Raw genomic sequence first — 21320 nt, forward strand, 5'->3', positions numbered from 1 at the left:
GGTGAATTCATGCGCAAATACTGCTGTTTAGGCCGCGACCACTTCCTGCACTTCGGGAACGAAGTGGCGAAGCAGGTTCTGAACGCCATGCTTCAGCGTCGCGGTGGAGGAGGGGCAACCCGAGCAGGAGCCCTTCATGTTGAGATAGACCTTGCCGTCCTTGAAGCCGCGGAAGGTGATGTCGCCGCCATCCTGCGCAACGGCCGGACGCACGCGGGTATCGAGCAGTTCCTTGATCGTCAGGACGATCGACTCGTCGCCGGCATCGAAGAACTCGTCGCCGGCATCGGCATCTTCGGAGAGAATGGAGGCGTCGCCCATGACCGGCTTGCCGGACATGAAATGCTCCATGATCGAGCCGAGGATAGCCGGCTTCAGGTGCTGCCACTCGGCATTGTCCTTGGAGACGGAGATGAAATCATAGCCGAAATAGACGCCGGTCACGCCCGGGATTTCGAAGAGGCGCGCGGCGAGCGGCGAAGCCTGGGCTTCTTCCGCGCTGCGGAATTCGGCCGTGCCGTTCTCCATCACCACCTTGCCCGGCAGAAACTTCTGCGTGGCGGGGTTCGGGGTGGCTTCGGTCTGAATGAACATTTCGCTCTCCATGCGGGCCAAGCCGTCGCTCGGTACCGTCTTTAGAATTCTTCAAAAGAAAATAGGCCGTTTGGACGCGCCATTCAAGAGATAATGACTCCAGAATTGCTGGTTTAGGCCAGCGCGTCCAACTCTTCGTTGGTCAATGTATCGGGCAGCACTGTTACCGGGATCGGAAAGGCCGCGCCCTTGCCGGCGACGGAGGATACGAGCGGTCCCGGTCCCTCTTTCGCGGAGCTCGCCGCAAGCACCAGGATCGCGATGTCCCGGTCTTCCTCGATTACCATGTTGATCTGCTCGGCGGCGCTGCCTTCGCGAATGACGATTTCCGGTTCGATACCGATCGTCTCGCGCACGACCTGCGCCGACTTGGCGACCACGGCTTCCGCCTCTTCGCGCGCCTCGGCACGCATGATCTCCTCGACCCCCAGCCACTGCTGGAAATCGCCTTCCGGGATCACATAGACGAGAACGAGACCGCCATTCGAGTTCTTGGCGCGCCGGCCGGCATAGTGGACGGCACGCTGGCATTCGGGTGTACCGTCAATGACCGCCATGAATTTGCGGCGATGACCTTCGAGACGTGAGAGTCGCTTTGATACCATGGCGCGGACTCTGACACCCTAACCCGAAAATTTGCAAGCCCCGGCCTGTGAACTCAATGTTCAGGGTCCAGTGACATTGGGCAGCCAGTTCGGCGGGTCGTCGGCGTGAAGCGCGAGCACCGATCGCGAGGTGATCGCGAGCCGCGCCTGCTTCCAGGCCTCGATGCGAACAGGATGGTTGCTGGCGAGCGCCTCGTTCTTTTCATGGAAAAGCTTGGAAAGCACCGGTCCCAGCCGATGGCCGAACTTTCGGTCGAAATCCTCAGGCTGAGGTTTGAACGTCGCGACTTTCAGTCCCTCGGCGCTCGCGGTCTGCACATAGAGGCCGAGCAGGCGTTCGATCACGAATGGCCGCATTCCGGCGCCTCTGTCACGGGCATAATTGGCGACGCCGCGATAGGCGAGGCCTGCCGGACGGCCCATGCCGGCTTCCTGATCGAGGCCGTAGAGAACGGCTTCGCAATAGGAGAAGTAACCACGCCAGAAGCGCTCGTTGCCGCAGACGTAGTTGCACAGAAAGAACGTATCCTGCCCCTGCGGCTGAACGACAGGGTAGCCTTTGTTGCCGAGATACTCGCAGATCCTGTCCAGGCCGGTATGGCCGGTCGCTATGCCTTGCTCCCATACATTGATGTAGATCGCGGCATTCGCCAGCATGGGATTGTAGATATAGCAATCGAATCCGGCGTCCTTGGCCTTCGCTGCTTCCGATGCGAAATGCGAAAATGACGTCGCAGCCTTCAGTTCGAATTTGCTTGAGACCAGACCCCAGAACGCCTCCCGATCAAGACCGATAGCCTTGTGGTGGTCGTAGAGGGTGTGGAAAAGCTCGTACTCGCGGGTACTGGCATCCGTATTGAACGAGATATCGAAGGCGATCGCGTCAGGATGGAGAGACGCCCGCTGGTCGCTGTTGAGGTAGGGCTGGTAGACCAGGCATCCGCTCTGCGACGCCTTTGCGGCAACAGTCGCGGCATCGGGCAGATACGTAGCGGCCTGCATAGCGGCAAACGGGGTCATCGATATTCCCTATGGCATGTGATTGCTGGACTGCGGCTGCGGCACCGCAGCGGCCTGTCTCATACCATAGGAGGGAGAGCTTGAGCCGGGCTTGCAAAGCCCGGCTCGCTATCTGCTAGTAGAGGAAGCCGATGATGTCGCGGACGTCCTTCATCGTTGCCTCGGCGCGGGCGCGGGCGCGTTCGCCGCCATTGCGCAGGATCGCGTCGATATGGCTCGTATCGTCCATCAGGCGGCGCATTTCGGCGGTGATCGGCGAAAGCACCTGAACGGAGAGATCGATCAGCGCCGGCTTGAAGACGGAGAACTGCTGGCCGCCGAATTCGGCCAGAACCTGCGCCTTCGTCTTGTCGGCAAGTGCCGCATAGATGCCGACGAGGTTGTCGGCTTCCGGGCGGCCCTTCAGGCCTTCGAGTTCGCTCGGCAAACCATCCGGATCGGTCTTGGCCTTGCGGATTTTCTTCGAGATCGCGTCCTCGTCGTCCATCAGGTTGATGCGCGACAGATCCGACGGATCGGACTTCGACATCTTCTTGGTACCGTCGCGCAGCGACATGACGCGCGGCGCGGGGCCATCGATCAGCGGCTCGACCATCGGGAAATAGGCGTGCACGGGCTCGTCGCCGACGGTGATGTCGGTGCCGTGACCGGCGCGCCGGATATGATCCTGGTAGTCGAGGTTGAACTTCATGGCGATATCGCGCGCCAGCTCAAGATGCTGCTTCTGGTCGTCGCCGACAGGAACATGCGTGCCGCGATAGACGAGGATGTCGGCAGCCATCAGGCTCGGATAGGCGAGCAGACCGAGCGAGGCATTCTCGCGGTCCTTGCCGGCCTTGTCCTTGAACTGCGTCATGCGGTTCATCCAGCCGATGCGGGCGACGCAATTGAAGATCCAGGCGAGCTCGGCATGCTGCGGCACGGCGGACTGGTTGAAGACGATGTGCTTCTCGGGGTCGATGCCGGATGCGATGAAGGCGGCGGCGATCGAGCGGATCTGGCCGCGAAGATCTTCATGCACGAGCTGTGCGGTGATCGAGTGCAGATCGACGACGCAATAGATGCAGTCATTACCGTCCTGCAGCGCCACGAACTTGCGGATCGCGCCGAGATAATTGCCGAGATGCAGATTGCCGGTCGGCTGAACGCCGGAGAAAACGAGCTTCTTGAATTCGCCCATGATGATGTCCTCGATTAGGCTGGTGGAGGGCCCCAGGGCCAATGGCCCATGTTGCTAACGGGCGCGCTTATGCACGCGCCAAGGGCGGCAATCAAGAGGCCGCGGGTGCGGCGTGTTGGATGAGGTCGAAGGTGTTGCCGTAAGGATCCGAAAACACCGCGACGGTGCCGTAAACCTCGTGCCGCGGCTCTTCCAGAAAGCGGACGCCGGCGGCCGTCATTGCCGCGTGGTCGCGCGCGAAATCATCGGTCTTCAGGAAGAAGCCGACGCGTCCGCCGGTCTGGTTGCCGATCGCAGCCTTCTGCCTGTCGTCCGCTGCCTGTGCCAGCAAGAACGCCGCTCCATCACCGTCACGCGGCTTCACCACCACCCATCGCTTGCCATCCGGCATTGCCTCGTCTTGCTGGCAGTCGAAGCCGAGCGCACCGCAATAGAAAGCTTTGGCGCGATCGTAATCATCGACGACAAGCGTGACGAGAAACAGCGATTGCATCGGTCCGGGCTCCTGGTTCGAGGCATTTCAACGGGTTGAAGATCACTCTCTTAAACTTTTTTGAGCCGCCACACCGCATTTTTCGCGCGTCTTCCGCGATTTCGAATGGGCTATGCACGCCGCCTTCAACGCATTGATTCCGTTTTGGGTGTCGGGAGTATTTTATACTCATAAATAGCTATGTTGAAAACAGCGATATCCTATAAATGAGGGATTTTCACATTTTGAATTAGTAGAAAATTTCACAAAATGGTCACAATTGAAACCAACGTTCCTCCCGCCATCCGGCCGGGCAGCGCCCCTTCAGCCCGGCCCTTTCCGGAGGGACGTCGATGCATACCATTCTATCCCTGGCGCTCGCCGGCCTGTTCGCCGTGTCCTGTTGCCTCAACGCCAATGCCCAGACAGCCAAGAAGCCATCCGTCAGACTGCTGAAGAACAGCGCCAATTCCGCCTATACTGTGCAGACCGTCAGCGTCCGTGTCGGCTGTTTCCCACCGCGGCTGAGAGGAATTCTCGCGCATATCGCCGCAAAAACCGGACGCCGGCCGATGGTGACATCGGGCTTCCGGCCGCATTCCGGCCGCTCGCACTCACAGCACCGGCATTGCAATGCCGCCGATATCCGAGTGCCCGGCGTTTCCGAGCGCGTGGTCATTGCCGCCGCTCAGAGCGCACCGGGTATTGGCGGTATCGGCCGCTATTGCAACGGTATCGTTCATGTCGATACCGGGCCGAAGCGGCGCTGGACCTATTGTTGAGCCTCAGCCTTCGGTCGAGGGTGCGGGCTTGCGGTTGAGGTTGCGGCGGATCATGCCGAGATCGGCGCCGCCGATCAGGAATGCTGTCGCGAAATAGACGATCATGGAAATGCCGATCAGCAGACCGAGCGTGCCGACCTTCGTCGTCAGATGCGCGTCTGATGCGAGCGACGGCGCCCAGCGATGCTGCAGATAGATGATGACGGCACCCATGACGGCGGCCGAGACGACGAGCAGAGCGGCCCGCCGCGCCAGCGCCCATTCCCAGGCCAGATGCCCGCGGCGCAGCAGCGTTACGAAAAGCAGGACCGTGCTGATCCACCCCGCCGTCGCTTCGGCGACCGCGATGCCGGGAGCGCCGAGATAGGGGAACAGCGTCAGCGCCGTCGCGCAGTTGACGCCGACCGCGATCGCCGAGAAGCGCATCGGTGTCTTGGTGTCCTCGCGGGCGTAGAAGCCGGGTTGCAGCGCCTTGATCAGCACGAAGGCCGGGAGGCCGATGCCGTAGATCGCCAGGATGGAGCCGACAATCAGGGTGTTTTCCTGATGGAAGGCGCCACGCTCGTAGAGCACGCGGATGATTTCGTCGGAGAGGATCCAGAGCGCGAAGGCAGCCGGGATCGTCAGGAACAGCACGAATTCGATCGACCGGTTCTGCAGGTTGCCTGCCTCGCGCAGATTGCCGCCCTTCAGCGCACGCGCCAGTTCCGGCAGCAATACCACGCCAACCGCGACGCCGACGACGCCGAGGGGAAGCTGGTAGATGCGGTCGGCATACTGAAGCGCCGCGATCGCGCCTTCGCGAGACGAGGCGATCGCCTGGCCGATCATCTGGTTGATCTGCGTGATGCCGCCGGTGACGGCTGCGGGCACCGCGAGGATCAGCAGCCGCTTGACGTTGGGCGTCATGCGCGGGCGGCGAAGGCCGATGCTCATGCCGGCATGGATGACGCCGAGATAGACGACGGCGAGCTGCAGAATACCGGCCGCGAGAACGCCCCAGGAGAGATACCAAGCCGTCTGCAGCGGCTCCGAGCCGGTGTAGAGCGCATAGAACAGCGCGCCGATCATCACGACGTTCAGGAAGACGGGCGCGACCGCGGCGGCGAAGAAGTGATGCAGCGAGTTCAGCATCCCGCTCATCATCGCCGTCAGCGACATGCACATCAGATAAGGGAACATCACCGCCGCCATGCGCACGGTGATCGAGAACTTGTCCGGATCGTCGGTGAAGCCGGGCGCGATGATGAAGCGCACCAGAAGCGGCATGCAGAGCTCCATCACGATGGTGATGAGCAGCAGTACCGAGAAGAGCACGCCGAAGACTTCTTCCGAGAAGCGCTTGGCGCCGTCGGTGCCGTTCGCCTCGATCTCCTTGGCAAACAGCGGCACGAAGGCGGCGTTGAAAGCGCCCTCGGCAAACAGGCGCCGGAAGAGGTTCGGAAAGCGGAAGGCGGCGTAGAACACGTCGGCCATCGGACCGGTCCCGAGGGCTGCGGCCATCAGCGTTTCACGGGCAAAACCGAAGATGCGGCTGCCGAGCGTGGCGCCGCCGACGGTGGCAAATTTCTTGACGAGGCTCATGCGGGGGAACCGGCTTTCTTGTCGCTCGGCTGCGAAGAGCGTGCCGTGGCAGCGGGCGCGATGATGCCGGATGGCATGCGTTCGCGCAGCTCGTCCTCTTCACCGGCCATGACGGCCTTCAGCCGGGCGGTGATGTTGGAGCGCTTGCTGTCGCTGGTGATCTTCTGGCCGACGAGGTCGGTGACGTAGAAGGTGTCAATCACCTTCTCGCCGAAGGTGGTGATGCGGGCGGATTGAATGTCGAGCGAGAGATCGGAAAGCACCGCGGTGATTTCCGACAGGAGACCGGCGCGGTCGAGGCACTCGACCTCGATGACGGTGAACTTGTTCGACAGGTTGTTGGTGATGTTGACCGACGGCGGAATGACGAAGGCCTTGCTCTTCTTGCGGTTCTTCGTCCGCGTGGCGATGACTTCGGGCAGCCGCTTGCGGCCGGAAAGCACGTCCTCGATCATCCGGCCGATGGTGGCGGCACGGCGAAGCTCGTCCTCGTCATTCGGGAATTCGCGGCTGACATGGATCGTGTCCAGCGCGCGTCCGTCCGAGGTCGTGAAGATCTGCGCATCGACGATATTGGCACCCGCTGCCGCGCAGGCACCGGCGATGACGGCGAGCAGGCGCGGATGGTCCGGCGAGAGCACGGTGATTTCGGTGATCGCATGGAAGCTGTCGGTCCGCACCGTTGTTGCCAGCGCCTGGCCGGCCTTGTCGGCATGGCGGATGAAATGCGCATGGCGCACCTGGTCTTCCAGCGGCACCGAGAGCAGGTAGGGCTGGTAGTGCAGCTTCGTATAAGTCTTGCGGTCCTTCTGCGTCCATTCGGAGAGCGCGTTGAACAGCGCCTCGGCGGCAAAGCCGGCGCGCTCCTTGCGCGACACTTCCGAGAAGCCACCGGCCAGCAGAAGCTCGGTTTCATAGTAGAGCGTGCGCAGCAGCTGGCCCTTCCAGCCGTTCCAGACCCCCGGGCCCACAGCACGGATATCGCAGATCGTCAGGATCAGCAGCATTTTCAGCCGGTCGAGCGACTGCACGCGATCGGCAAAATCGGTGATCGTCTTGCGGTCGGTCAGGTCGCGGGTCTGGGCGACCATCGACATCGTCAGATGTTCCTCGATCAGCCAGACGACCATCTCCGTCTGCTTCTGCGACAGGCCGAAGCGGGCGCAGAGCTTTCGGGCGACGCGGGCACCGGCGATCGAGTGATCTTCCTGGCGGCCCTTGGCGATGTCGTGCAGCAGCACCGCGACATAGAGCGAGTCCCGGTCTTCGATATGCGGCATCAGCTTGTTGGAGAGCGGGTGCAGCTCTTCCGCCTTGCCCTTGTCGATCTCCGAGAGCACGTCAACGCTGCGGATCAGATGTTCGTCCACCGTATAGTGGTGGTACATGTTGAACTGCATCATCGCGACGATCTTGCCGAATTCGGGAATGAAGCGGCCGAGCACGCCGGCCTCGTTCATCCGGCGCAGGATCAGGGCGGGGTCGCGATGCGAGGTGAGGATCGACAGGAAGAGGCGGTTTGCTTCCTCATTGTCGCGCAGGTCGTTGTCGATCAGCCCGAGCGAGCGGCTGACGCGCTTCAAGGCATCCGGGTGGAACTCAAGCCCGTTCAGATCGGCGACATGAAAGAGCCGGATGATGGCAACCGGATCGCGCTTGAAGACATCGGGGTCGGCAAGCGTGATGCGGCCGCGATCCTCGACGAATTCGACGCTTCCGGCGATCTTGCGGGTACGGTGGGTAAAGCGGCTGAGCACGCCTGTCAGGCCGGGGATCGACTTCGCCTGCTGGTCCTCAAGCGCCGCGCAGAGAATGCGCGTCAGGTCGCCGACATCCTTTGCAACGAGGAAGTAGTGCTTCATGAATCGCTCGACGGCCGACAGGCCGGGGCGGGCGTGATAGCCGAGCGCCTCGGCGATCTCGCGCTGGATGTCGAAGGAAAGCCGCTCTTCCGCCTTGTTGGTCAGGAAATGCATGTGGCAGCGCACCGCCCAGAGGAAGTCCTCGGCGCGCATCAGCAGCCGGTATTCCTGCTTTGAGAGAACCCCGAGCTTGATCAGTTCGGCGGGATCGCGGACGTGATAATAATATTTCGAGATCCAGAAGAGCGTGTGCAGGTCGCGCAGGCCGCCTTTGCCTTCCTTGACATTCGGCTCGACCAGATAGCGCGTGTCGCCCGCCTTGCGGTGGCGCTCGTCGCGTTCGGCAAGCTTGGCGGCGATGAATTCCGGGCCGGTGCCAGTGACGATTTCCTTGTCAAAGCGGGCTTCGAGATCGGTTTCCAATGACTGCAAGCCGCAGATATAGCGCATCTCGAGGATCGCCGTGCGGATCGTCATGTCCGACTTCGACAGCGCGATGCATTCCTCGACGGTGCGCGTCGCATGGCCGACCTTGAAGCCCATGTCCCACAGAATGTAGAGCATGAACTCGACGGCCTTGTGCGTCTCCTCGCCGGGCTTCGGCAGGAAGAGGAACAGCAGGTCGATATCCGAACCCGGCGCTAGCGTGTCGCGCCCGTAGCCGCCGACGGCGGTGACCGAGAACTTGTCCTTCTGCTTCGGGAAAATATGCGTGACGGTGAAATGATAGAGGACCGTGATGATCTGGTCCTGAAGCCAGGAGATACGGTAGGCGCAATGCAGGCCGCCGCCATCTTCCGAGAGCAGCTCGCGGGCCTTCTGGCGGCCCTCGTTGCTGGCCTTTTTCAGGAGTGCAAGCAGATCCGAGCGCAGAAGGTCCGGGCGGTTCTTGTTGGCTTCGGCCACGGCATCGCACTGGCTCTGCAGATAGGCCGTATCGAGGATGCCGGAAAAGTCGATGTCTTGCTTCGCCATGCTGTGTTCGCGCGGCGCGGCTTGCTCAGTCTGCGCCTCTCGTTTCGTTTGCATGCGATATAGCCTCTCTACCCGGCTGATGACACCGGCTTCATACCTCAAGAACCTTTAATTTTGGCGAAAAGGTGTTGCGAGCCGCCGGGGCGGGGCGCTTTGCCGCAAGTTGGCAGATTGCCGGCGGTCAGACCGTCTGGGCCTGAACCGAGTAGAGCACCTGGCGGGCTTCCTGGGTGATCGCCTCCAGCGTCGGCCGGTCGCATTCGCGGTAACCCGCCTTGGCGATCATCGAGGCGAGCTCGCAGATCAGCGTGCAGCAGCGGGTAACCTCAAGCAGGCCGTAGGGCGATTTCCAGCCGCGCGGATTGCCGTGCTCGTCGGCGCGACGAAGCGCTTCGAGGATCGTGAACATATCGGAGAGCCGCTGTGTCTCACGAACGAGGCTGCGCATGAACATCGGACGGCTCCTACTTCACTTGTTTCTTCAATGCGTAAAGCGCATCCAGCGCCTCACGCGGCGTCATGTCGTCAAGGCTCATGCCCTTCAGCGTTTCCTCGACCTTGGACGGACCGCGATTTGTATCCTCGCGGCGCACCGCCACCTGGAAGAGCGGCAGGTCGTCGATCAGTTGGCTCGCCGGGTTCTTTCTGTCGGCATCTTCAAGCCGCGTCAACACATCGCGTGCACGGGCAACGACGGAAGCCGGCAGACCGGCCAGCCGGGCAACCTGAATACCATAGGAACGATCGGCAGCGCCCGGGCCGACTTCATGAAGGAAAATGACGTCGCCGTCCCATTCTTTCACCCGCATCGTCGCGTTCGATAGCCGGGCAAGCTTTTCAGAAAGCACGGTCAATTCGTGAAAGTGCGTCGCAAAAAGCCCGCGGCAGCGGTTGGCTTCATGCAGATGCTCGACGGCCGCCCAGGCGATCGAAAGACCATCGAAAGTCGCGGTGCCGCGGCCGATTTCGTCGAGGATGACGAGCGAGCGGTCGGTCGCCTGGTTGAGGATCGCCGCAGTCTCCACCATCTCGACCATGAAGGTTGAGCGGCCACGCGCCAGATCGTCCGATGCGCCGACGCGGGAGAAGAGACGGTCGACGATGCCGATATGCGCCGACGTCGCCGGAACGAAGCAGCCCATCTGCGCTAGGATCGCGATCAGCGCGTTCTGGCGCAGGAAGGTCGATTTACCGCCCATGTTCGGGCCGGTCAGCAGCCAGATCGCGCCGTCCTTGCCGTCGGCGACCGGCGACAGGTCGCAATTATTGGCAACGAAGGGGCCGGAGGACTGGCGGCGCAGCGCCTGCTCGACGACAGGGTGACGCCCGCCCTCGATTGCAAACATCTTCGAGCCGTCGACGAGTGGGCGGCAATAAGCCTGCTCTTCAGCAAGCAGCGCCAGTGCAGCCGCAACGTCGATAATGGCAAGTGCCCGGGCGCCGGCCTTGATCGCCTCGGCTTCGGCAACGACAGCAGCCGTCATCCTGTCGAAGGCGGCAAGCTCGATCTGCAGCGCCCGGTCAGCGGCATTGGCAATGCGGCTTTCGAGATCGGCAAGCTCCGTCGTCGTGAAGCGCATGGCGTTGGCCATCGTCTGGCGATGAATGAAACGCGCCTTGGCTTCCGCGGTGTCGGTCATCGGACCAGCATTGCCGGCGGTGACCTCGATGAAGTAGCCGAGAACGTTGTTATGCTTGATCTTCAGCGACTTGATGCCGGTTTCGTCGGCATATTGCAGCTGTAGGCCGGCAATCACCCGGCGCGACTGATCGCGCAGCGCCCGGACCTCGTCGAGTTCGGCGTTGGCGCCATCGCGCAGGAACCCGCCGTCGCGCTTCAGGAGCGGCAGTTCGTCGGCGAGCGTTTCGCCAAGCAGCGCTTCCAGCTCGGAAGGCAAGGCGCGCAACCCATCAAGAGCCGCATCGAGCTCGACCGGCAGCAGCGCACCATCAAGCTGGCCGACCAGCTCGCTGGCAGCACCCAGTCCCTGGCGGATCGACCAGAGATCGCGCGGGCCGCCACGATCGAGCGCCAGCCGCGAGAGCGCGCGCGGCATGTCGGGCACATGCTTCAGCGCATCGCGCAGGTCGCCACAGAGCGACGGCTCTTCGATCAGGAAGCCGATCGAATCGAGACGTTCGTTGACCCTTGCCGGATCGGTCAGCGGCGACATCAGCCGTTCCGCGAGCAGGCGGGCGCCGCCACCGGTCACCGTACGGTCGATCGCCTTCAGCAGTGCGCCATTACGGTCACCTGAAAGGGTCTTTGCCAGTTCGAGATTGGCGCGGGTCGCCGGATCGATGAACAGCGTCGAAGCGCCGCTTTCGCGTTCCGGCTTGCCGAGCGGCGGCCGCTCGGCGATCTGCGTCTTCTCGACATAGGCGACGGCAGCGGCGGCCGCGGCGAGCTCGGCGCGCGAGAAAGTCCCGAAACCGTCCAGCGTCGAAACCCCGAAATAGCGGGCGATCCGGCCTTCGGCGGTAGCGCTGTCGAAGAGCACGCCGGGTTGCGGCACGGCCACCCGGCCCAGCACGTCGAAGACGGGCTTCAGTTCCGGGTCGTAGAACATCGTATCCGGCACGATCAGCTCGCGCGGATCGATGCGCAGGATATCGGCGAGCAGCCGCGAAGCCTCGGTTTCGGCAAGCCGGAAGACGCCCGTCGAAATGTCGATCCAGGCGAGCGCCATCAGCGGCTCGGAAGCACCGCGGATACGGGTAAGCGCCATCAGGTAATTCGATTCCGAAGGCGAAAGCAGCTTCTCTTCGGTGATCGTACCCGGGGTAACGAGGCGGATCACGTCACGCTTGACGACCGATTTCGAGCCGCGCTTCTTCGCCTCCGTCGGATCTTCCACCTGCTCGCAGACCGCGACGCGGAAACCGAGCCCGATCAGCTTCTGCAGATAGTCGTCGGCCGCATGAACCGGCACGCCGCACATCGGGATATCCTGGCCCATGTGCTGGCCGCGCTTCGTCAGCGTGATGCCGAGCGCGCGGGAAGCGTCGAGCGCGTCCTCGAAGAACAGCTCGTAGAAATCGCCCATGCGATAGAAGAGCAGCGAATCCGGATTGTTCGCCTTGATCTCGATGAACTGCTCCATCATCGGCGTTGCCGAAGCGCGGCTTTCCTCTGTCGCGAGTTCGGCAGCCGAAAAGGCTTCGTGTCGAGGATCCATTCTGTCGTTCACGTCGGTAGGCTTTTCCTTAAAAAATCAGGTGCCACCCTATCGAAGCGCGGCTATAGAAGACAACAGCTATCGGGAAATGGGAGCCGTTAGCCCACAGGAGGATTGAGGGAGGTATTCGCTGAACCGCGCGGTCAGGAACCCCTTGAGGGGCGCCTGCCAGTTCCAACGGATATTTTAATCGATTGTAGCCGTACGGCTTTTTCGCAAGGCGTCGTGTCAGCCCCCATAGCCCTGTCTATAGATTGGGGAAACGGCGCAATCGAAAGCCGATTGCCAGGAGATTTGGAGGAGATATGCCCGACATGAACAGCAAGCAGCGCCCCGCCAACGGCATCACCGACAAGGAAGCACTCGACTTCCACTCAATGGGGCGGCCGGGCAAGCTCGAGGTCAACCCGACCAAGCCGATGGCGACGCAGCGCGATCTCTCGCTTGCCTATTCGCCGGGCGTCGCCGTTCCCGTCAAGGCCATTGCCGCCGATCCCGCCACCGCCTATGATTATACCTCGCGCGGCAACATGGTGGCCGTCATCTCCAACGGCACGGCTATCCTTGGTCTCGGCAATCTCGGGGCCTTGGCGTCGAAGCCGGTCATGGAAGGCAAGTCGGTTCTCTTCAAGCGTTTCGCCGATGTCGATTCCATCGACCTGGAAGTCGATACGGAGAATGTCGACGAGTTCATCAATTGCGTCCGCTTCCTCGGCCCCTCCTTCGGTGGCATCAATCTCGAAGATATCAAGGCGCCCGACTGTTTCATCATCGAGCAGCGCCTGCGCGAGCTCATGGATATCCCTGTCTTCCACGACGACCAGCACGGCACGGCAATCATCGCCGCCGCCGGCCTGATCAACGCGCTGGAACTGACCGGCCGCGACCTGAAGACGACCAAGCTCGTCTGCAACGGCGCCGGTGCCGCGGCAATCGCCTGCGTCGAGCTCATCAAGGCCATGGGCTTCGCGCCCGAGAACATCGTTCTCTGCGACACCAAGGGCGTCATCTACCAAGGCCGCACCGAGGGCATGAACCAGTGGAAGTCGGCGCATGCCGTCAAGACCAAGGCCCGCACGCTGGAAGAGGCCATGAAGGGCGCCGACGTCGTCTTCGGCCTGTCGCAGAAGGGCGCCTTCTCCGAGGACATGATCCGCTCGATGGCCGACCGGCCGATCATCTTCGCCATGGCAAATCCGGATCCGGAAATCACGCCGGAGGAAGTCGCCCGCATCCGCGATGACGCAATCATGGCGACCGGCCGCTCCGACTATCCGAACCAGGTCAACAACGTCCTCGGTTTCCCCTATATCTTCCGCGGCGCGCTCGATGTTCGCGCCACGACCATCAACGACGACATGAAGATCGCTGCCGTGAAGGCGCTGGCCAGCCTCGCCCGCGAAGACGTGCCCGATGATGTCGTTGCCGCCTATCAGGGCAACCGACCGCGCTTCGGCGCGCAATACATCATCCCGGTTCCCTTCGATCCGCGTCTGATCTCGGCAATCCCGGCCGCCGTCGCGGAAGCTGCGATCGAAAGCGGTGTCGCCCGCAAGGTAATCACCGATATGGAAGGCTATCGCCGCGAGCTCTCCGCCCGCCGCGATCCAATCGCCTCGACGCTTGCAAGCCTCTACGAGCGCGTGCGCCGCCGGCCTAAGCGTGTCGTCTTTGCCGAGGCCGAAGAAGAGCAGGTGATGCGCGCCGCTCTCTCCTACGCCAACCAGCAGCTCGGTACCGCGATCCTGCTTGGCCGCGAAGACCTGATCAAGGCAACGGCCGAGCGCGCCGGCATCGATCTCAGCCGCCCTGGTCTCGAAATCGTCAACGCCCGCATCTCGACCCGCGTCGAAGCCTATATCGACTATCTCTACGCCCGCCTGCAGCGGAAGGGATACCTTCACCGCGATGCCCAGCGCCTGATCCACAACGACCGCAACCATTTCGCGGCAACCATGGTGGCGCTCGGTGATGCCGACGGCATGGTCACGGGCATCACCCGCAATTACTCGACGGCGCTGGAAGACGTCCGCCGCTGCATCGATGAAAAGCCCGGCCACCGGGTCATCGGCGTATCGCTGGTGCTCGCCCGCGGCCGCACCGTCTTCGTCGCAGATACCGCAGTTCACGACATGCCGACGGCGGAAGAGCTGGCGGATATTGCCGAGGAAGCAGCCGGCCTCGCACGCCGCATGGGCTATCAGCCGCGCGTCGCGATGCTCGCCTATTCCACCTTCGGCCATCCGTCGGGAGAGCGCTCGGAGCGCGTCCGCGAAGCGGTGAAGATCCTCGACAAGCGCCGTGTCGATTTCGAATACGACGGTGAAATGTCGGCAGACGTGGCGCTGAACCGCAAAGCGATGGAGCAATACCCGTTCTGCCGCCTCTCGGGCCCGGCAAACGTGCTTGTCATGCCCGCCTTCCACTCGGCCTCGATCAGCACCAAGATGCTCCAGGAGCTCGGCGGCTCCACCGTCATCGGCCCGATCCTCGTCGGCCTCGACAAGGCCGTCCAGATCACCTCGATGGGTGCCAAGGACAGCGACATCGTCAACATGGCCGCAATCGCGGCTTATGCGGCGGGGTCGTAAAGACAACGCCCTATCGCGATATCGCGCGGTAGGGCGTTATTCCGGGAATTTGCCCGGCCACAGGCGCGCGCCGTGAAGAACGCGCAGTACTCGCACCCGATCCGGCAAGGCGATGTAAGCGATGATATAAGGCGTGCGCTGCACAGTGAGTTCGCGCGTCCCTTCGATCCGGCCGGCTCTGCCGCTTTGCGGAAACGCGGTCAGGCGCTGGGCGGCAGCCGCAATCTGCTCGTCGATCAGCACTGCGGCCTGCGGATTTTCCGTCTGGATGAAGGAGAAGATGTCGTCTCGGTCTGAAAGCGCATAGCGGGTCCAGACAAGCTTCACCGGCCGCCCCCCGCATTGCGCAAGGTGTCGGCGCGTCTCTTTGCGAAATGCGCTGCCACCTCGTCGTCGTCTACATCCGCCGATGTATCCGCAAGCGCCTCCAGCACTTTCGCCTTGAACCAGGCGTTATGCGCTTCGCTGCTGCTCACCAGTTCGAGTGGTAGAGCGCCTTCGTTCGCCGTCCTCGTCAGTAGGATCCGGACAGCATCGGAAACGGTCAGGCCCATCGTCTCAAGAACGGCTGCCGCGCGTTCCTTGATCTCAGGATCGATTCTCGTTTGAACAAGCGTGGTCGAAGACATTGGTCACCTCCGTTAGGAGATGACCGTACTTCATTTGAATGACAAGTGCCAGCTTAGCTAGAGAACCGGCCGGCGTCGGCGCCGTAGTAGTTCAGGTAACGGTCCGAGATGCTGGAGATCGGCAGAACGATCAGCACGTCGGTCGTGTTGAAGGCGTGGTCGACCACGGCGGTGGAGCCGACCATCGCGCCCAAGCGCAGGTAGCCCTTGATCAGCGGCGGCAGTGCCATCAGCGCCTTCTTCGGGTTGACGGCTTCGGGCGGCATCAGGTCCATCGGACGGGCCAGATGCGGCAGGGCGTTGACGGCCCATTCGTTCTTGGCCTGAACCGTGTGGTGCAGGAAGGAGAGGGCCAGTGCATGGCTTTCCGGATGGATGCCCGGGAAGGAGGCGCAGCCGAACATGGCGCTCATGCCGTGCTTCAGAGCATAGGCCCAATTGCCCTGCCAGAGCAGTTCGACCGTGCGCTTCGTACGATATTCCGGCAGCACGCAGGAGCGCCCTAGCTCCATGAATTTCTTGTCGGGATGGCGGGCAAGCAGCTCGCCGATCGCGAATTCGGAAGCCGAGTAAAAGCCGCCATTCGCCATCGCGACATCCTGACGCAACAGGCGGTAGGTGCCGACGATCTGGTCTTCGCTGTCGCCTTCCAGCGATCGGTCGAGTACCAGCAGGTGATCGCAGAAAGCGTCATAGGCATCGAAATCGCGCTCGCGGCGCATGGCTTCAGCCGGAAGCTGCGCCTTCATCTCCTCGACGAAGACGCGGTAACGTACGTGCTGTGCGGCATCGATTTCGCTGGCGCTGCGGGCCAGCCGGGTCTCGAGATTACCGATACGGCCGAGAACGTCGCCTTCCTTCGGCGCAACAGTCGCCGAAGACCGGCTGGTCTCCGCAATCGTCTCGCGTTTCAAGGTGTCGATATCCATTGAAGATTCTCCCGTTGCCGGCTCATGAGCTGCCATAAAACACTTATGTGCGACAGGAAAGTGACATGAACGTTACGGAGAAATTGGGGCAATGTCACCCCGCTTTATAGCGCTTCCGCCCGCCGCGCCGAGAGCGCGGCCACGGCCTGAACCTCGGTCAGTAGCCGGATCGGATCGACCGGCTTGATCATCACCCGGTTGGCACCGGCCAGCAGAACGGCACGACGGGACTCGTCGCGCTTGTCTGCCGTCAGCACGATGACAGGCACCGGCACCAGATCGAGACGGCGCTCGTGACCGCGCAGGCGGCCGATCATGTCGACGCCTTCGCCGCCCGGCATGGTGAGATCGCTGATGACGATATCGGGGCGGCTGCCGTTCTCGGAAAGTGCGCCGTCAAGCAGGCTCTCGAAGTCCTCGACATGGCGAACAGTATGGCCACCCTTCTCCAGCATGGCACGCACCAGCATGGCATTGATCGGGTCGTCCTCGCCAAGCAGGATGTTGAGACCGCGCTGCAGGCTGGCTTCGGGAATGGAGGCGCTGAAGCCCGGCTGATTGTCGTTCAGCGCATCCCGCTTCTCCATGCCACGCATCCGTCCACGCAACACGTCGATCAGCGACTGTTCGCGCAGCGGCCGGATCAGCCAGGCATCGAAGAGATCGAGTGCGTGAGCGTTCCGTTCTTCCGGGTTGACGAGCAGGATCTTGCGCAGGCCAAGCGCCGCAACGTCGGTGCGGTCGGCGAGATGGCTGGCGAACTCGGCCGAAAGACGGTGGTCGATGATGATGTCGGTCGGGCGCTGGCCGCGGCCGGCCATATAGAGCAGCGTCTCGCGGGCGGTCTCACCATCCTCGACGAGATGGCAGGCGCCGCCGAGCGCGGTGACCGTTTCGGCAATTGCCGCCCGCGCAGCACCCGCAGGCGCGAGCAGCACGACGGTATTGCCGGCCAGCAGACCCTTGCGGCGGCCGCGGCCCTCTTCAGTGATGCCCGCCGGAAAGCGGATGGTGAATTCGCTGCCCTTGCCCTTCTCACTGGCAACCGTCAGCGAGCCGCCGAATTCGCGCATGATGCGCGCCGAGATGGTCAGGCCGAGACCGGTGCCGCCGCTCTTTTCGACCATGGTTCCTCCCTGTTCGAATTCACCGAAGATCCGGGACTGCTCCTCCGCAGTCATGCCCGGGCCGGTGTCGGTAACGGTAATGACGAGGTCTTCGTCAGACAGTGCGGCACGAATGAAGACGCCGCCTGCCTGCGTGAACTTCACCGCATTGCCGATCACGTTGAAAAGCACTTGGCGCAGCCGCGCCGGGTCGAAGCTCATGAATTCCGGCACATCGGACGAGACCGTGGCGCCGATCTCGATGTCCTTCTCGTGCGCCCGGTGCGCCAGCATTTCCACGACGCTTTCGAGAAGCTGCCGCAGCGATTCCGATCGTGGGCGCAGCTGGAAGCGGCCGACCTCGATGGTCGAGAAGTCGAGAAGGTCTTCGACCAGCTGGGTCAGGGCGTGACCGGATTGGCGGATGCCGCCGAGATAGTTCTGCTGCTCCTGTGTCATCTGCGCCTGGGCAAGCAAATGAGTCATGCCGAGAATGCCGGAGAGCGGCGTGCGGATTTCATGACTGACGGTCGCAAGCAGCCGCGACTTGGCGGCGCTGTTGTATTCGGCTTTCTGGCGTGCCTCTTCGCGCGCCTGCGCGGTCAGCCGCTCGTTGGTCACGTCGCGGGCAATGCTCTGGATCAGCAGATTGCCGTTTGCCGGATCGCGGGTGACGACATCGTGCCAGACGAAAATGCGCTGCCCCTCCAGCGTCGAAATCTCGACATCGAAGCGGTGCGGCTCGGCACCCGGGCGAAAGGCGATGCCGATCTCCTCGCATGTCTGCCCCTCGGGCTTCAGGCGGCCGGTCAGGCGCCGGAACGTGGCATTGGCGCCGATGATGCGCCGGTCGATGCTGCGGGTAACGGTGATGTCGCCGAGAACGTCATGCACATTGGCGAAGAGCTCGGCAGCTTCGCTCGTTGCAACGCCGCCGGTCTGCTTCTTCGGCAGCGCCTTCGCCTTGCGTCTGGAAACCGCGGCATAGGCAATGAGGGCAATGGCAATTGCCGCAAGCCCGATCGAAAAGAGCAGCGGGCCGCCGGCCTGACCGAGGATGAGGAGTAGGGCCGCGGCAAGAATGCCGGCGCCGCCGAGCCAAAGCGAGACCAGTGACTTCTTGCGCTGTACCGTTCTCGGACCAGCCACCGGTTGCAGGGAATCCTCGGCCGTCCGCACGTCCTGCGGTTTGGCGGGGCCGAAAGCAGCGGCCAGTCTTTCCTGCAGTTGAGCCAAGCTTTGCATGACTGCTGGCTAACATAGGCGCTCTTCCGAATGCCTTCAGGAAAAGACTAAGATTTTAGCTTTCGCTCTTTTTGGGTTGCAGCAACTCGTCAAGAATCACGCATCCCGCGCCGATCGTGATGAAACTATCGGCCAGATTGAAAACTGCGAACGACCATGTCTCCGTATGAAACAGGATGTAGTCGATCACGTGCCCGTAGAGAAACCGGTCGACAAGGTTGCCGAGCGCACCCGCAATAATCAGCGCGAAGCCGGTATGGGCGATCCAGCGGTCCTTGGCGGTGCGGTGCCACATCCAGATGACGAAGGCGACGATCACAAGGCGCATGCCGACGATGAACCAGCCGTCCATCCCTGACAGCATCGAGAAGGCGACGCCGAGGTTGTAGGTACGGTAGAGCGCCAGCATCGGAATGACCGGAACGGCTTCCTGCAGCGGCAGGTAATGATCGACGGCGATCTTGACGATCTGGTCGAGGATCACCGCCACGATGATGAAGAGCAGTATCGGCAGCGGGCGCGAAAAGAGGGCCGGGCGCGGAAGCGTCTGTTCGGTCATTTTGCCTCTGACAGTGAGAGAAGGTGGCGGCGTGCCTCGAAGAGCATGACGGCGCTCGCAACGGCAAGGTTGAGCGAGTCGGCGCGGCCCTGCTGCGGAATGCGGGCAAGCGCATCGGCCTCCCTGGCGAGCTGCTCGGGAATGCCGGATTGCTCGTTGCCCATCAGGAGAACGACAGGCTTCTTCTTGTAGTCGATGGTGCGGTAATCGACGGAGCCGGCCAGATGCGTGGCAACGACCTGCACGCCTGCCGTCTTCTTCCAGGCGATGAACTCTTCCATCGATGCCCGGGCGACCGGCACGGCGAAGACCGAACCCATCGTTGCCCGCACGGTCTCGAGCGAAAAGGGATCAGTTGCCTCGCCGACGAGGATGACGCCGGAGGCGCCAGCTGCATCGGCAGTGCGGATGATGGTGCCGAGATTGCCGGGGTCGCGCACGCGATCGAGCGCAATCCACGTCTCGCCCTGTTGCGGGCGGATGTCGCGCAGCGGCTTCCAGCGGGTCTCGAAAATGCCGACCACCATCTGCGGATTATCGCGCCGCGTGACCGAGGAGAGCACCTTCTCACTGACTTCAAGCACCAGCCCGCCGGAGGCGACCGTTTTCGCCGCCATCTGCTCGACCAACGGCTTGCCCTTGGCGGCCTTGGCATAGACTAGCGTGCGGATCGTCCAGCCGAGCTCGATCGCGTCGATGACGAGCTTCAGGCCTTCGGCCATGAAGGTGCCGCTCTGCTCGCGGGACTTCTTGTCGCTGAGCGCCTTGATGTCCTTGATGATCGGGTTGGCAAGCGAGGTGACTTCCTTCACCTGGCCGACCCGGCGCGGTCCGCGGTCGTGGAATTCGTTCATTTCGGCACCCAGCGCGAAAAGAGGGATGTGGAGAGGGCGCGGCCCGGCGTCTTGCCGTCAAGCCCGCCTTCGCGGATGACCAGCTCGCCCGACTCGACGGCGCCACCGGCGCCACGCATGATTTCGCGCATCAGCTCGTGGATCGAATAGAAGCTCGCCCGGATCGAATAGGCGGTCAGCACTAGGCCGACAGCCTTCGGCGAGAGGATTTCCCGGCAGATATCGAGCATCAGCGGCAGATGCTCGAACAGATGCCAGACCTCGCCATTCGGGCCACGGCCGAATTTCGGCGGATCGGTCAGGATGATGTCGTAGGTATTGCCGCGGCGTTCCTCGCGCAGGATGAACTTCATCGCGTCTTCGCAGATCCAGCGGATCGGCAGCTTTTCCATGCGGCCGAGCGCCTGGTTTTCGCGCGCCCAGCCGATCGCCTTCTTGGATGCATCGACATGGGTGACCTCAGCGCCGGCAGCGGCGGCCACTAGCGAGGCGACGCCGGTATAGCCGAAGAGATTGAGCACCTTCAGCGGCCTGCCTGCCTTCTCCACCTGCTCCTTCATCCAGCTCCAATGGACGATCTGCTCAGGGAAGACGCCGACGTGGCGGAACGAGGTGAAGCGGCCGAAGAAATCGACGCCAAGCAGGTGCAGCGGCCAGGTTTCGCCGAGCGCTTCCTTCGGGAAGCGCCAGCGGCCGGTGCCCTCTTCGTCGACATCGCCGGTAAAGACGGCATCGACCTTGTCCCAGACCGGCTGGGAAAGGGTCGGCTGCCACAGCGCCTGTCCCTCGGGCCGCACGACGCGGTAGGGGCCGTATTGCTCGAGCTTCTGGCCGTTGCCGCTGTCGATCAGGTGGAAGTCGCCGGCGCCGAGCGATTCCAGGATGACGGGCACGCGCTCGATCGGGCGGTCGCCGGTGCGGGTCTTCAGCGGTCGCTCGACGGCAACAGGCACGGCGGCCTCACGCACCGCCTCGCGGGGCGCTGCGGGTTTGGCAACCGGCTTGGCCGGGCGGTTCGGACGGTCGTCGCTGCGGCGAGGGCCGGAGGAGCCGGAAGGCGTCTTTGCGCCCGGCCGGCGGTCTTTTTGTCTCAACGTGGTTTTCCGCGTCTTCAATTCGATGGAGCCCGTGCAAATAGCATTCCGTTTCACCTT

Annotated in this window: 18 protein-coding genes; 2 read left to right on the forward strand and 16 right to left on the reverse strand. The window is 62.6% G+C overall.

The features are described 5' to 3' along the window. Positions 1 to 27 precede the first annotated feature (27 nt). From ACODR6_RS14415 to ACODR6_RS14435, 5 genes are all read right to left on the reverse strand, one after another. Positions 28 to 594 (reverse strand): NifU family protein, encoded by a 567-nt coding sequence (locus ACODR6_RS14415; RefSeq protein ID WP_112713729.1) that lies wholly within the window; start codon positions 592 to 594, stop codon positions 28 to 30. A gap of 113 nt (positions 595 to 707) precedes the next feature. After that, positions 708 to 1199 carry a universal stress protein gene (locus ACODR6_RS14420; protein WP_112713727.1) on the reverse strand — a complete coding sequence of 164 codons (492 nt, stop codon included), beginning with the start codon at positions 1197 to 1199 and terminating at the stop codon, positions 708 to 710. 60 nt (positions 1200 to 1259) lie between these two features. Beyond that, entirely contained in the window at positions 1260 to 2219 is a 960-nt protein-coding gene (locus ACODR6_RS14425; protein WP_489022740.1) for a hypothetical protein, read from the reverse strand. A gap of 115 nt (positions 2220 to 2334) precedes the next feature. Continuing rightward, positions 2335 to 3399, reverse strand: a complete 1065-nt coding sequence (gene trpS / locus ACODR6_RS14430; protein ID WP_112713723.1) for a tryptophan--tRNA ligase — start codon at positions 3397 to 3399, stop codon at positions 2335 to 2337. A 91-nt stretch (positions 3400 to 3490) separates the two neighbouring features. Continuing rightward, entirely contained in the window at positions 3491 to 3892 is a 402-nt protein-coding gene (locus ACODR6_RS14435) for a VOC family protein (protein WP_489022741.1), read from the reverse strand. 332 nt (positions 3893 to 4224) lie between these two features. On the opposite strand from ACODR6_RS14435, the gene ACODR6_RS14440 reads away from it, so the two are divergent. Continuing rightward, positions 4225 to 4653: a YcbK family protein gene (locus ACODR6_RS14440; RefSeq protein WP_112713719.1), complete on the forward strand. Its 429-nt coding sequence runs from the start codon at positions 4225 to 4227 to the stop codon at positions 4651 to 4653. Positions 4654 to 4656: 3 nt separating this feature from the next. On the opposite strand, the gene murJ is transcribed toward ACODR6_RS14440, so the two are convergent. The 4 genes from murJ to mutS form a co-directional block, all read right to left on the reverse strand. After that, positions 4657 to 6237 carry a murein biosynthesis integral membrane protein MurJ gene (gene murJ, locus ACODR6_RS14445; protein WP_112713717.1) on the reverse strand — a complete coding sequence of 527 codons (1581 nt, stop codon included), beginning with the start codon at positions 6235 to 6237 and terminating at the stop codon, positions 4657 to 4659. Continuing rightward, positions 6234 to 9128 carry a [protein-PII] uridylyltransferase gene (locus ACODR6_RS14450; RefSeq protein ID WP_489022742.1) on the reverse strand — a complete coding sequence of 965 codons (2895 nt, stop codon included), beginning with the start codon at positions 9126 to 9128 and terminating at the stop codon, positions 6234 to 6236. Before ACODR6_RS14450 ends, murJ begins: the two co-directional genes overlap by 4 nt. A 127-nt stretch (positions 9129 to 9255) precedes the next feature. Next, positions 9256 to 9528 carry a hypothetical protein gene (locus ACODR6_RS14455; protein ID WP_112713713.1) on the reverse strand — a complete coding sequence of 91 codons (273 nt, stop codon included), beginning with the start codon at positions 9526 to 9528 and terminating at the stop codon, positions 9256 to 9258. 10 nt (positions 9529 to 9538) lie between these two features. Further along, entirely contained in the window at positions 9539 to 12253 is a 2715-nt protein-coding gene (gene mutS, locus ACODR6_RS14460; protein WP_489022801.1) for a DNA mismatch repair protein MutS, read from the reverse strand. A gap of 305 nt (positions 12254 to 12558) precedes the next feature. Here mutS and ACODR6_RS14465 point away from each other — a divergent pair, with 305 nt between their 5' ends. Continuing rightward, positions 12559 to 14844 carry an NADP-dependent malic enzyme gene (locus ACODR6_RS14465; protein ID WP_489022743.1) on the forward strand — a complete coding sequence of 762 codons (2286 nt, stop codon included), beginning with the start codon at positions 12559 to 12561 and terminating at the stop codon, positions 14842 to 14844. A 36-nt stretch (positions 14845 to 14880) separates the two neighbouring features. Here ACODR6_RS14465 and ACODR6_RS14470 read toward each other — a convergent pair whose 3' ends face one another. From ACODR6_RS14470 to ACODR6_RS14500, 7 genes are all read right to left on the reverse strand, one after another. Beyond that, entirely contained in the window at positions 14881 to 15171 is a 291-nt protein-coding gene (locus ACODR6_RS14470; RefSeq protein ID WP_489022744.1) for a type II toxin-antitoxin system RelE/ParE family toxin, read from the reverse strand. Then, positions 15168 to 15473 carry a type II toxin-antitoxin system RelB/DinJ family antitoxin gene (locus tag ACODR6_RS14475; RefSeq protein WP_489022745.1) on the reverse strand — a complete coding sequence of 102 codons (306 nt, stop codon included), beginning with the start codon at positions 15471 to 15473 and terminating at the stop codon, positions 15168 to 15170. Before ACODR6_RS14475 ends, ACODR6_RS14470 begins: the two co-directional genes overlap by 4 nt. A gap of 53 nt (positions 15474 to 15526) precedes the next feature. Next, positions 15527 to 16402: a l-ornithine N(alpha)-acyltransferase gene (olsB, locus tag ACODR6_RS14480; RefSeq protein WP_112713703.1), complete on the reverse strand. Its 876-nt coding sequence runs from the start codon at positions 16400 to 16402 to the stop codon at positions 15527 to 15529. A gap of 104 nt (positions 16403 to 16506) precedes the next feature. Further along, positions 16507 to 18753 (reverse strand): hybrid sensor histidine kinase/response regulator, encoded by a 2247-nt coding sequence (locus tag ACODR6_RS14485; protein ID WP_489022746.1) that lies wholly within the window; start codon positions 18751 to 18753, stop codon positions 16507 to 16509. Between the two features lie 55 nt (positions 18754 to 18808). Next, positions 18809 to 19312: a signal peptidase II gene (lspA, locus tag ACODR6_RS14490; RefSeq protein WP_489022747.1), complete on the reverse strand. Its 504-nt coding sequence runs from the start codon at positions 19310 to 19312 to the stop codon at positions 18809 to 18811. Next, positions 19309 to 20166 (reverse strand): TrmH family RNA methyltransferase, encoded by an 858-nt coding sequence (locus ACODR6_RS14495; RefSeq protein WP_489022748.1) that lies wholly within the window; start codon positions 20164 to 20166, stop codon positions 19309 to 19311. Before ACODR6_RS14495 ends, lspA begins: the two co-directional genes overlap by 4 nt. Further along, complete coding sequence (locus ACODR6_RS14500; RefSeq protein WP_489022749.1) at positions 20163 to 21260, reverse strand: class I SAM-dependent methyltransferase; 1098 nt, start codon at positions 21258 to 21260, stop codon at positions 20163 to 20165. Before ACODR6_RS14500 ends, ACODR6_RS14495 begins: the two co-directional genes overlap by 4 nt. Positions 21261 to 21320: the final 60 nt, after the last annotated feature.

The organism is Rhizobium sp. FG96, assembly GCF_057808655.1.

Bases quoted from the DNA above. Each gene is read 5' to 3' on its own strand.
- ACODR6_RS14415 (WP_112713729.1), bottom strand. From the start codon at position 594: ATGTTCATTCAGACCGAAGCCACCCCGAACCCCGCCACGCAGAAGTTT.
- ACODR6_RS14420 (WP_112713727.1), bottom strand. From the start codon at position 1,199: ATGGTATCAAAGCGACTCTCACGTCTCGAAGGTCATCGCCGCAAATTC.
- ACODR6_RS14425 (WP_489022740.1), bottom strand. From the start codon at position 2,219: ATGACCCCGTTTGCCGCTATGCAGGCCGCTACGTATCTGCCCGATGCC.
- trpS (WP_112713723.1), bottom strand. From the start codon at position 3,399: ATGGGCGAATTCAAGAAGCTCGTTTTCTCCGGCGTTCAGCCGACCGGC.
- ACODR6_RS14435 (WP_489022741.1), bottom strand. From the start codon at position 3,892: ATGCAATCGCTGTTTCTCGTCACGCTTGTCGTCGATGATTACGATCGC.
- ACODR6_RS14440 (WP_112713719.1), top strand. From the start codon at position 4,225: ATGCATACCATTCTATCCCTGGCGCTCGCCGGCCTGTTCGCCGTGTCC.
- murJ (WP_112713717.1), bottom strand. From the start codon at position 6,237: ATGAGCCTCGTCAAGAAATTTGCCACCGTCGGCGGCGCCACGCTCGGC.
- ACODR6_RS14450 (WP_489022742.1), bottom strand. From the start codon at position 9,128: ATGCAAACGAAACGAGAGGCGCAGACTGAGCAAGCCGCGCCGCGCGAA.
- ACODR6_RS14455 (WP_112713713.1), bottom strand. From the start codon at position 9,528: ATGTTCATGCGCAGCCTCGTTCGTGAGACACAGCGGCTCTCCGATATG.
- mutS (WP_489022801.1), bottom strand. From the start codon at position 12,253: ATGGATCCTCGACACGAAGCCTTTTCGGCTGCCGAACTCGCGACAGAG.
- ACODR6_RS14465 (WP_489022743.1), top strand. From the start codon at position 12,559: ATGCCCGACATGAACAGCAAGCAGCGCCCCGCCAACGGCATCACCGAC.
- ACODR6_RS14475 (WP_489022745.1), bottom strand. From the start codon at position 15,473: ATGTCTTCGACCACGCTTGTTCAAACGAGAATCGATCCTGAGATCAAG.
- olsB (WP_112713703.1), bottom strand. From the start codon at position 16,402: ATGGATATCGACACCTTGAAACGCGAGACGATTGCGGAGACCAGCCGG.
- ACODR6_RS14485 (WP_489022746.1), bottom strand. From the start codon at position 18,753: ATGCAAAGCTTGGCTCAACTGCAGGAAAGACTGGCCGCTGCTTTCGGC.
- lspA (WP_489022747.1), bottom strand. From the start codon at position 19,312: ATGACCGAACAGACGCTTCCGCGCCCGGCCCTCTTTTCGCGCCCGCTG.
- ACODR6_RS14495 (WP_489022748.1), bottom strand. From the start codon at position 20,166: ATGAACGAATTCCACGACCGCGGACCGCGCCGGGTCGGCCAGGTGAAG.